Genomic DNA, 10,651 nt, shown 5'->3' with positions numbered 1-10,651 from the left:
CAGAGCTGGGCGTTTTGGCGCAGCGAACTGTTACAGAACTTTGCGGGCGGCCCACTAGTCCATTTCGTTCAATTTGTGTTGTAGGAGCCTGCCTGCAGGCGAAAATAAAATATGGCCAAATACTCAGCCGAAGATATCGAAGTCCTCACGGGACTCGACCCGGTGCGCAAACGCCCGGGCATGTACACCGACACCACACGCCCCAACCACATGGCGCAGGAAGTGGTCGACAACAGCGTGGACGAGGCGCTGGCCGGTCACGCAAAGAAAATCGAAGTGGTGCTGCACAAGGACCAGTCCCTGTCCGTCAGCGACGACGGCCGCGGTATGCCGGTGGATATCCATCCGGAACAGGGCCGCCCCGGCGTCGAGGTGATCCTGTCCACGCTGCACGCCGGCGGCAAGTTTTCCAACAAGAACTACCAGTTCTCCGGCGGCCTGCATGGCGTCGGCGTATCGGTGGTCAACGCCCTGTCCAAAGTGCTGGAAATCACCATCCAGCGCGACGGCAAGGTCCACCGTATGGGCTTTCAGGACGGCAACAAGGCCTCTGAACTGGAAGTCATCGACGACTGCGCCAAGCGCAGCACCGGCACCAGCATGCGATTCCTGCCGGACCCGCAGTATTTCGACTCGGCCAGGTTCTCCGTGCCGCGCCTGCGACACCTGCTGCGGGCCAAGGCGGTACTCTGTCCGGGTCTGACCGTCGTCTTTATCAATGAGCAGGACGGCGAATCCGACGAGTGGTACTACGAAGACGGCCTCAAGGACTACCTGGCGGCCGCCAACCAGGGGTGGGAAACGCTGCCGGACGATCCCTTTGTCGGCACCTTCAGCGCCTCCACCGAAGCCGCCGACTGGGCCGTGCAGTGGCTGCCGGAAGGTGGCGAGGTAACGACGGAGTCCTACGTCAACCTGATTCCCACCGCCCAGGGCGGCACCCACGTCAACGGCCTGCGCTCCGGCCTGCTGGAAGCGATGCGCGAATACTGCGAAATCCGCAACCTGGTACCGCGCGGCCTCAAACTCGGACCCGAGGATATCTGGACCCAGTGCTCCTACGTGCTGTCCGCCAAGCTCGCCGACCCGCAGTTCTCCGGCCAGACCAAGGAGCGCCTGTCCTCCCGCGAAGCCACCGCGTTTATCTCCGGCGTGGCCAAGGATGCCTTCAGCCTGTGGCTGAACCAGCACACCGAAGAGGGCGACAAACTGGCCGAACTCTGTGTCGGCAACGCGCAGAAACGCCTGCGCTCGGCGAAAAAGGTGGCGCGCAAAAAAGTCACCCAGGGCCCGGCACTGCCGGGCAAACTGGCGGACTGTGCCAGCGGCGACGCCGGCCGCTCGGAACTCTTCCTGGTGGAGGGCGACTCCGCCGGCGGCTCCGCCAAGCAGGCCCGCGACCGCGACTTCCAGGCCATCATGCCCCTGCGCGGCAAGATCCTGAACACCTGGGAAGTGGACGCCGGCGAGATTTTCTCCAACCAGGAAGTGCACGATATTGCCGTGGCACTGGGCGTGGACCCGGCCAGTGACAACCTGGAAGGGCTGCGCTACAACAAGATCTGCATCCTCGCCGACGCCGACTCCGACGGCCTGCATATCGCCACTCTGCTGTGCGCCCTCTTCCTGCGTCACTTTCGCCCGCTGGTAACCGGCGGCCATGTCTTTGTCGCCATGCCGCCGCTGTACCGCGTGGATATTGGCAAGGAGGTCTACTACGCGCTGGACGAGGCGGAGAGGCAGGGCATTCTCGACCGCATCAGCGCGGAAAAGAAAAAGGGCAAGGTCCAGGTCACCCGCTTCAAGGGCCTGGGCGAAATGAATCCACTGCAGCTGCGCGAAACCACCATGGACCCGGATACGCGGCGACTGGTGCAACTCTACGTGGACGCCGGCGATGAGAGCCAGCAGATACTGGATATGTTGCTGGCGAAGAAGAGGGCCGGGGACAGGAAGCAGTGGCTGGAGAGTAAGGGAAACCTCGCTGAAGTCAGCTGATTCTTGTGCAAATAGAGCCCCGCAGAGCGGGGCTTTTTTTAAGCCTCCAGAAACGATTCTGGTGTTGTCGACGAGAGGCGTGTCCGGCGGTAACAGTCAGTGTGTTGGGAAAGGTGGCAACCCCTCGCGGCAGCCCGCTCTCGATGGCTCTGCGTTTACTGTCGCGCAAGCAGTGTCTGCTCCAATCTACCAGCTACAGATGGTCCTGCAGCCGGAAGGTCAGCCTCTCCGGTATGGGTTCACGGGGGGTGCCAGCGAAGGATAGGAGCTACTGCAGCTTCTCTGGATCTCGGCTCTTGACGTCAAGTTAGCTTAAGGTTTTATACTTGTCGTTCTGTTGAGATGCAAGGAGCGAATCATGAAACAAATTTTTCCTGACCTGTGGCAAACGGAGATAGAGCATCCCGCTCCCGGTCTCTACACTCATGCTTATTTGCTCACGCGAGATAGCGGGAACGTACTGTTCTACAACACAAGCCACCGTCGTGAAGTGGAAAAGATGGCGAAACTGGGTGGCGTGTCGTACCAGTACCTGAGCCATCAGGACGAGCTGGGGGAATCACTAAGTCTAATCCGGGAGCGTTTTGGCGCCAAACTGGGCGGTCATGTAAATGAACAGGATGAATTTTCCCGCTTCTGCAAGCCGGATATTCTGTTTGAAGAACGCGAGATACATCTGGGAAATATCGAGGTAATTCCCTCGCCTGGACATACTGCGGGCAGTACATCTTTCTTCGTGCACTCACCTCATGGAAACTACCTTTTTACTGGAGATACTCTCACCCTCAGCCAAAACAGAACATGGGAAGCCGGCTTTATACCCGGCCACAGTGATCGTGAAGTGCTGATCGAAAGTCTAGAGCTCTTGCGGGAACTCGATCCAGACATGGTAATTTGCAGTGGTTTTGACGGCGGTAATCCTTATGAGGAGATTTCTTCGGATTGTTGGGCAAGCCGCGTAGATCGCGCATTAGAGGGTCTAGTTTGAAATAGAGTTTGCATCTAACCACAGCGATTCTTGCGCTAACGGGCGTGTAGACAACTGGGCGCTCGGTGTGGAGCACACCATTTTCCAGACTGCGTTCGAAGGGGAAGGTATGGACCCTTCCATGACTGCCGTGTCTCTGAGCCTGGATTTTTGATTGAGACAGCAGTGGTAATCGCCACTGGCATTCACCACTGCTGTTTCTCTTAATGCCATTCTCGGCCGGGATCTTCCATATCAATAGCGCCTGGGAGGAATAGGGCACCCATAATTAGAAAAGCAGGAAACAAATTTCGGCACCAACCATAGGTTTAAAGCGGCTCGCGAAGTTTTTGTTAAGGTAGAGTCAATGCCGTGGATCGATTTGCAAGCTGTCCAGAATCGGAGACAGATTTTCATCGATGGCCGCGCGCTTTCCCTCGCGCAGAAAACGTCCGCTCCAATTCATCAGTTCCAGATAGTTGTCCAAGGGGGCGGGAATGCCTTCGGGTATGGATTTGCGAGGATTGCCCGCAAAGGGAAGCAGGCGTCCCGGCTGTCTGGTCTTCCTGGCTGCCCGAATACGCCGTTTGATGGATGTATGATCTGATTCCTTCGGTGTCTCTGCCATCTCCGCGTGGATCGGATTGAGATCCACCTAGGCCGGGCAGGCCGCTGGAATATGGCCGATATCCGGATTTAACCGCTGATCGTCGAGCATGAGGTCTTGAATAGGCAATCAGTCCAGCATCGACATGCGCCGCAGTATTTTTCGGCGCAGGCCGGGGGTGCGTAATGCCGCATTGGTACCGGCCAACACCCAGCGAATGAAACGACCCTGCCTCGCCATAATAAGTCGGGTCATGATATCCGTTACGCGATTCACGCCCTGTGCAATCTGGGCCTTCCGGCGGTCGCCGTACGCCTGCAGCGTCGCTTCCGGATCGGATTCGAGCGCCTGTTCAATGGCGGGCGCCAGGTGCGAGGCGTCCTGAATGCCGGCATTCATTCCCTGGCCCCCGACCGGGCTGTTCAGGTGGGCCGCGTCACCGGCCAGGACTGTGCGGCCGCGACTGAACCTGGAGCTGATGCGGCGGTGGAGCTGGAATTCGCTGCGCCAGACCGCCTCCCAGTTCGAGGGAGGAAACAGGTGTTCCACTGCCTCCCGGATTCGCCGCTCCAGTGGCGTAGGGTCGCTTTGGGTAAATGGCAAAATCAATCGCCAAGTGTCCGCCTCGATGCGAATGCCGATAGCAATGCCCGGTATTGTGGTCAGGCGGGGAGAATCCAGGCCTCTACTATCGTTGATTCGAATATCCGCCAGAGCCGCCCGCATGGCGTAGGTTATACCTTCCTGGTGAGCGCCCATGGACTGGCGCACAAAACTGTGGGCGCCGTCGCAGCCCACCAGTATTTCCCCCGATGCCGTGGATTGCCCCTTCGGCGTGGCAAAGCGCACGTCTACAGATCCATCCCGCTGGTCGAGCCCGATGACTTCGGACGAAAAGCGGATGCTGGCGGAGGCTTGTCGCTCCAACGCCTCCAGCAATAAAGATTCGGTACGGGACTGAGGAAGTATCAGCAACCGGGGAAAGCGGGTTTGATCCGACAGGGATTCCAGGGGGGCCCGCAGCAGACAGGTATCGCGATCCACATCATGGATCTCGAGGGAGGGCTTCAGGATCCCCGTTTTCGTGAACTTTTCCATCACGCCCAGGCCCGCCAGAATTTCCTGGGTTCCGGGCCAGATGACCGGTGCACGGGAATGTTCCGCAGTGCCCGCCTCTTTTTCCAGTACCAGAACCCTGTAGCTTTTCCGGGCCAGCATCAGTGCCAGGCTGAGTCCCACCGGGCCGGCGCCGACGATGATCACCTGGTAGAGCTCGCTGTCTGAGCTCATCTTATTGCCGTCATCGAATCAATGGCGCTTGTGGGGTCGGTTCGCTGCCTCCTTGCTGACCAGGTAATCCGGATGCAGGTACTTGCTGTAGGTCAGCAATGTATAGTCGTGCGGATCGGCCCGGCACTCGAACCCGAGGGATTTTGCGAGGCGGTGAACACTGCGGTTCTCGGCGGAATCGATGGAGTAGATTTCGTCCAGGCCGCGGTTCTGGGCGAGCTCGGTCAGGTTGGTCATCAGTCTGGTGCCCAGTCCGTGATGCTGCCAGTCGTCGGCAATGACGACGGCGCACTCGCAGGAGCGGTGGGTCGGGTCGCAGGCGTAGTGGGCGACGCCGACGGCCTTCGGGTCGGTATCCGGATCGGCGATGGCGATCAGCGCCTCATGGACATCGTGATCATTGTCGGTCAGCAGCTCGATCAGCTTGTCAGTGACCTTGCTATTGCCGCCGATAAATCGGTCGCGACGGCTCTCCGGAGACAGGCTTTCGAACAGCTTTTTCTCCAGCTCGCCGTCCTCTTTGCAAACTTCCCGGACAACGACCTTGCGCCCATTGTCCAGGGTGATGGTTTCGGGTTCCAGGGTGTTGGTAACCGTTCGGTGGCTAGGCATTCTATCGTCCCCCCATGTTGGAGCTTGCAGCTCAATGCCAGTTCATTCGCTCGGCAGAAATTCTGTTTCTACAGAGATTCCCGATCACCGCCGGGGTGATCGCATCCCCATGTTATGGTCGCGGGTCCGCGGTCCCAACGGGCTCCGGCTCCCGAAATCCGGGAAAATAGAACTATACAGTCGCTATGGCTGTGTTATAGTGCCGGCGCTGATTTCGTATCAGCTGCGTCATCTGTAGACCGGGCAGCGCGAGTGGCCGATAGCGCCGCGAAGCCCGGTACCCTCCCAGGAATGCCTGTTGCGGCCCTGTTCGCAACCTCTCTCCGGAACCCTCTACTGAATGCCGCAACCGACGGCAAGGCGACAGTTCCGCTCGCCAATCCGATTTTTCTGCGCCGCCTCCGGGCGAGGCGCACCCATATCCATTGCGCGAGCGCGCGATTGAGGAAATTATGTTATTTGAAGATTTGGACCTGGCCAGCGAGCTGGGCCGTGCCGTGGCCGAACAGGGCTACAGCAAACCCACACCCATCCAGGCGCAGGCCATTCCCGCAGTGATGAAAGGCGGCGATATCATGGCCGCGGCACAGACGGGCACCGGCAAGACTGCCGGCTTTACCCTGCCGCTGCTGCACCGCCTGTGTCAGGGGCAGCCGGCGCGCAACAAGCAGGTGCGCGCCCTGGTGCTGACCCCCACCCGCGAGCTGGCGGCGCAGGTATTCGACAATGTGCAGAGTTACAGCAAATACCTGAAGCTGCGCCACGCGGTGGTGTTCGGTGGGGTGAAAATCAATCCGCAGATCGGCCGCCTGAAAGGTGGTGCCGATATTCTGGTGGCCACGCCCGGCCGCCTGCTGGACCTGTATGGCCAGGGGGCGCTGCGCTTCGACGACCTGGAAGTGCTGGTGCTGGACGAGGCGGACCGCATGCTGGACATGGGTTTTATCCACGATATCAAGCGTGTGTTGCGCGTTCTGCCGAAGAAGCGCCAGAACCTGTTGTTCTCCGCCACCTTCTCAGGGGATATCCGCGGCCTCGCCAAAGGGCTGCTGGACAACCCCACGGAAATCGATATCAGCCCGCGGAACACGGCCACCGAGACGGTGCAGCAGAAACTGCACCCGGTGGACAAGGCGCGCAAGCAGAAACTGCTGAGCCACCTGATCCTGGAGAACAACTGGCACCAGGCGCTGGTGTTCAGCCGCACCAAGCATGGTGCCAACCGCCTGGTGAAACAGCTCGAGGGCGACGGCATTCGCGCGGCGGCCATTCACGGCAACAAGAGCCAGAATGCCCGCACCAAGGCGCTGGCGGAATTCAAGGGCGGCAAGGTGCAGATTCTGGTGGCCACGGATATTGCCGCGCGCGGTATCGATATCGACCAGTTGCCGCAGGTGGTGAATTTCGATCTGCCCAATGTGCCGGAAGACTATGTGCACCGCATCGGCCGCACCGGCCGCGCCGGCTCTCGCGGGCAGGCGGTGTCGCTGGTAAGTGCCGATGAAATCAAGCAGTTGAAGGATATCGAGCGATTGGTCCGGAAGCCGATTCCGCGGGAAGAAGTGGAAGGCTTTGAGCCGGGGCACGATTTGCCGGAGTCCGGCAGGCCCGGCGGCAATAGCCGGCCGCGCGGCAACAATGCCGGTGGCGGGCGCAGTCGCTCCGGTGGGCGGGGCAACGGACAACCGCGCGGGGATAATTCCCGGCCGCGGCGTCGCGGCAGGCGGCCGGCTCGTTCCGAATCCGCCTGATTGTCGGCGGGCCTGCGGCCCGCTGGCGGAGCTGGCGGCGGGCGCTCCCGAGCTCGGCGCACCCAGGTGGCGTCAGCCGATCAGGGCGCGGTAGAGGATCTGCAGGGCGTCGTCGGCGACGGACTGTTGTACGCCGATATGGAAGCAGATCTGTGATGGGCTCTGGTCGATCATCTCGATGGGGATATGCGCCTCGCCCAGCGCGCTCAGGGCGTCGACAATGGGATAGGAATTGCCCTGCAGCCCCAGACCCACGGCGGTGAGGATGGAGAGGTTGTAGGCCACATCCATCAGATCCGGCTTGAGCCTGTCCTCGATGCGCCGGCGCAGGTCGTTGATGGCACCGGTCAGGTCGTCCTGATTGGCCAGTACCGCGATATCATCCTTGTCCGTAGGGAAGTGATAGGTCTGGATATTGAAGTCGCGCAGTATGCCCAGCAACTCGGCGGTAAAACCGATCTCCTCGCCGAGCATATCCTTTTCCAGGTAGATGTAGGCGAGGTTGTCCAGCCGCGCGATACCCACAACCCCTTCCTCCGGTACCCGCTCCGACAGAATCACCGTGCCCTGGTCCTGGGGCCGGTTGGTGTTGCGGATATGGATGGGGATCTTGCGTTCCTTGCAGGGCAGCATGGCGTTCAGGTGAAACACGTTGAAGCCCTTGGTGGACAGCAGGCGGATTTCCTTGAAGGTCAGCCGCGGAATCGCGCGGGCTTCGGCTACCAGGCGCGGGTCGGTTTCGAATACGCCGCTGACATCGGTCCAGTTTTCGTAGCAGGCCGCGTTCACACCCTTGGCGATCTCGCCGCCGGTCAGGTCCGATCCGCCGCGGGAGAAAACCGCCACTTCGCCGTTGCGGGTGACACCGTAGAACCCCGGTACCACTGCGATCTTTTCCCCCTCCACCAGTTGCTGCATATTGCCGTAGGCATCGCTCAGCAGTTTCGCGTCGAGAAAATCCTCGCTCACCTGTAGGCCGAAATTCTCCGGCAGGCAGGCTTCGGCCTGCATATCCGAGCGGCTGAAATATTCAGCAATCACCCGCGCGTTGTAGTGCTCGCCGCGGGAGGCGAGAAAGGCGATACGCCGCTCGCCGGTCAACTGGCATTCCAGGTCCTGCCGCAGCGCTGCAAGAATGTTTTCCGAGGAGATATCGAGGTCTTTCAGTATCGCGGTGAAGCGCTCCAGTACCGCCTTTTTGCTGTCGGCGACCGGAATCACCAACCGCTGTTCGCGGAAGTGTTCACCATCGGTGGCGATATTGAACAGGTGGTCGGTGATTTTCTGTTCGTCCGGTCTGCTGCGCCCGGGGGCCGAAACCACCACGATACGCCGCTGTGCATCGTTCTCGACGATGCGGCGCACCTTTTCGATCTGTGCGGCGGTAGCCACCGAGCTGCCGCCGAATTTGCTGACAATCAGTTCTGTCATGGTCGGCCGCTCTGTCATCCACCCAGGTTATGGCGTTTTTCCAGCAGTGCGCCCAGGGCCTGGTCGACAATGTCGAAGCCCTCGCGCAGTAGCTCCTCCTCGATCAGCAGCGACGGCAGGAATTTCAGTACCTGGTCGCGGTCGCCGGCGGTCTCGATCAGTAGGCCGCGCTCGAAGGCTTCCCTAGCCGCCTCGCCGGCGACGCCGGGCTGCGGCAGCTCCAGCCCCCAGACCATGCCCACACCGCGCAGGTCCGGTTCCAGTTGCGGGTATTTGTCGGCGATTTTCTGCAGTTCACTCTGCATCAGTTCGCCATTGCGTCTGACTGCGTGGGCCAGGTCTTCGTTGTCCCAGTAGCCCAGTGCCTGGGTGGCGGCGACGAAGGCGAGGTTGTTGCCGCGGAAGGTGCCGGTGTGCTCGCCGGGCTGCCACTGGTCCAGGTCCGGGCGCATCAGCAGCAGCGCCATGGGCATACCGCCGCCGATGGATTTCGACAATGTGACCATATCCGGATAGATGCCGGCGCGCTCGAAACTGAAGAATCCGCCGGTGCGGCCGTTGCCCACCTGGATATCGTCGACAATCAGCAGGATATCGAATTCCCGGCACAGGGCTTCCAGTTTCTGCAGCCATTCCACACTGGCGACATTGATACCGCCCTCGCCCTGTACCGTTTCCAGGATCACCGCCGCCGGCAGGTCGACACCGCTGCTGCCGTCCTCGAGAAAGCGGCGCATGTAGTCGATGCTGTCCACGTCTTTGCCGAGAAAACCATCGTAGGGCATGAAGGCGGTATTGCTGCGGGAGCCGTAGGTCTCGTCCTTGTAGTCGTAGTTGCCGGTTACCGCCAGCGCGCCCAGGGTCAGACCGTGGTAGCCGTTGGTAAAGGCGATGATATTGGAACGCTTTTTCACCATGCGAGCCAGTTTCAGCGCCGTCTCCACCGCGTTGGTGCCGGTGGGGCCGGTGAACTGGACTTTGTATTGCAGGTTGCGCGGCGCCAGAATGGTGTCGCGCAGCTTGGTCAGGAAGGCGCGCTTGGCCACGGTGGCCTTGTCCAGTCCGTGGACTATACCGCCTTCCTGCAGGTACTCGATTACGGCGTCGGTCAGCAGCGGATTGTTGTGGCCGTAATTCAGGGTGCCGGCGCCGGCGAAGAAATCGATATAGCGGTCGCCCTGCTCGTCGAACATTTCCGAGCCGCGGGCCTTGTCGAAAATGGTGGGGAAGGAGCGCACATAGCCGCGCACCTCTGATTCCATTTCTTCGAAAATTCGCATTGCCTGGTTCCCCTGCTGTATTCGGTATTGAAAAAAACGGTCAACAGTAATCCTTGAACACCTGCGCCACCCGCGCGGTGTCGAAGGGGCCGATGCGGAGCAATGGCTCGGCTTCGTGTACGCCCTCGTCGGGCGGAAACTGCGGTTCGGTAAAGAGGTCGCTCTCCGCCAGTTCGGTGTCGAGCCGCCGCGCAATGCCTGCAAACAGCGCCCGCGATGCCTCGTTGGATGGCGCCACGGTGGTTTCCAGGTAGCGCACGCCCTCGGGGGCCTGGGTATTCAGGATAAAGTGCGTCATGCGCCCGGCCAGCCGCTGTCCGCGGGCGCCGGCGGCCACGCCCACCTGCCACAGGAACCAGACGTCCGCTCGCTTCGCCGAGCGGAAGCCGGTGGTAAAGCCCTGCAACCTGCCGTCCGCCTCGGCCACCGCGCAGCAGTCGGCGAAATCGCGACACAGCAACAGGTAAAGATAGCTGGAGTTGCGGTCGAGGGTGCCGGCATCCACCACCAGTTGCCAGATGGCGGCGCCGTCGTCGATCGTGGGGTGCCGGAACCGGACCGGCGGGGAATCTTCCCGTGGCGTCATACCAGAACCTCAGTGGCGCCGGAATTTGCGCGTCATTGTTTTAGCGTAGTCCGGGATGGAGGGGGCGACCAGTGGGGCGGAGGGCGGTGTGTGGAGGAATGTGGATGGTTCGGGGACGCGCCATCGTCA

Annotated in this window: 9 protein-coding genes; 3 read left to right on the top strand and 6 right to left on the bottom strand. The window is 60.7% G+C overall.

The annotated features are described in order from the left end of the window. Positions 1-111: 111 nt before the first annotated feature. Together parE and OQE62_RS05045 are read left to right on the top strand one after the other, a co-directional pair. Entirely contained in the window at positions 112-1,998 is a 1,887-nt protein-coding gene (parE, locus tag OQE62_RS05050) for a DNA topoisomerase IV subunit B (protein WP_265720908.1), read from the top strand. A 358-nt stretch (positions 1,999-2,356) separates the two neighbouring features. Continuing rightward, positions 2,357-2,986 (top strand): MBL fold metallo-hydrolase, encoded by a 630-nt coding sequence (locus OQE62_RS05045; protein WP_265720907.1) that lies wholly within the window; start codon positions 2,357-2,359, stop codon positions 2,984-2,986. A 343-nt stretch (positions 2,987-3,329) separates the two neighbouring features. On the opposite strand, the gene OQE62_RS05040 is transcribed toward OQE62_RS05045, so the two are convergent. The 3 genes from OQE62_RS05040 to OQE62_RS05030 all read right to left on the bottom strand — a co-directional run bounded on the left by OQE62_RS05040 (position 3,330) and on the right by OQE62_RS05030 (position 5,474). Beyond that, entirely contained in the window at positions 3,330-3,620 is a 291-nt protein-coding gene (locus tag OQE62_RS05040; RefSeq protein WP_265720906.1) for a hypothetical protein, read from the bottom strand. A gap of 81 nt (positions 3,621-3,701) precedes the next feature. Then, on the bottom strand, positions 3,702-4,862 hold the full coding sequence (locus OQE62_RS05035) for an FAD-dependent oxidoreductase (RefSeq protein ID WP_265720905.1): 1,161 nt from the start codon (positions 4,860-4,862) through the stop codon (positions 3,702-3,704). A gap of 18 nt (positions 4,863-4,880) precedes the next feature. Next, complete coding sequence (locus OQE62_RS05030; protein WP_265720904.1) at positions 4,881-5,474, bottom strand: GNAT family N-acetyltransferase; 594 nt, start codon at positions 5,472-5,474, stop codon at positions 4,881-4,883. Between the two features lie 452 nt (positions 5,475-5,926). Here OQE62_RS05030 and OQE62_RS05025 point away from each other — a divergent pair, with 452 nt between their 5' ends. Beyond that, a complete protein-coding gene (locus OQE62_RS05025) occupies positions 5,927-7,225 on the top strand; it encodes a DEAD/DEAH box helicase (protein ID WP_265720903.1) in 1,299 nt (432 codons plus the stop codon). A 72-nt stretch (positions 7,226-7,297) separates the two neighbouring features. On the opposite strand, the gene OQE62_RS05020 is transcribed toward OQE62_RS05025, so the two are convergent. The 3 genes from OQE62_RS05020 to ectA are packed head-to-tail and all read right to left on the bottom strand — an operon-like array spanning position 7,298 to position 10,522. Then, positions 7,298-8,656, bottom strand: a complete 1,359-nt coding sequence (locus OQE62_RS05020) for an aspartate kinase (protein WP_265720902.1) — start codon at positions 8,654-8,656, stop codon at positions 7,298-7,300. Between the two features lie 14 nt (positions 8,657-8,670). After that, complete coding sequence (ectB, locus tag OQE62_RS05015) at positions 8,671-9,936, bottom strand: diaminobutyrate--2-oxoglutarate transaminase (protein ID WP_265720901.1); 1,266 nt, start codon at positions 9,934-9,936, stop codon at positions 8,671-8,673. 40 nt (positions 9,937-9,976) lie between these two features. Next, positions 9,977-10,522: a diaminobutyrate acetyltransferase gene (gene ectA / locus OQE62_RS05010; protein WP_265720900.1), complete on the bottom strand. Its 546-nt coding sequence runs from the start codon at positions 10,520-10,522 to the stop codon at positions 9,977-9,979. Positions 10,523-10,651 lie beyond the last annotated feature (129 nt).

This window comes from Microbulbifer halophilus (assembly GCF_026183675.1).
In the GTDB taxonomy this organism is placed as follows: domain Bacteria; phylum Pseudomonadota; class Gammaproteobacteria; order Pseudomonadales; family Cellvibrionaceae; genus Microbulbifer; species Microbulbifer halophilus.
Note: the sequence above shows the minus strand (reverse complement) of the source record. Positions and strands in the feature narration are given on the sequence as shown.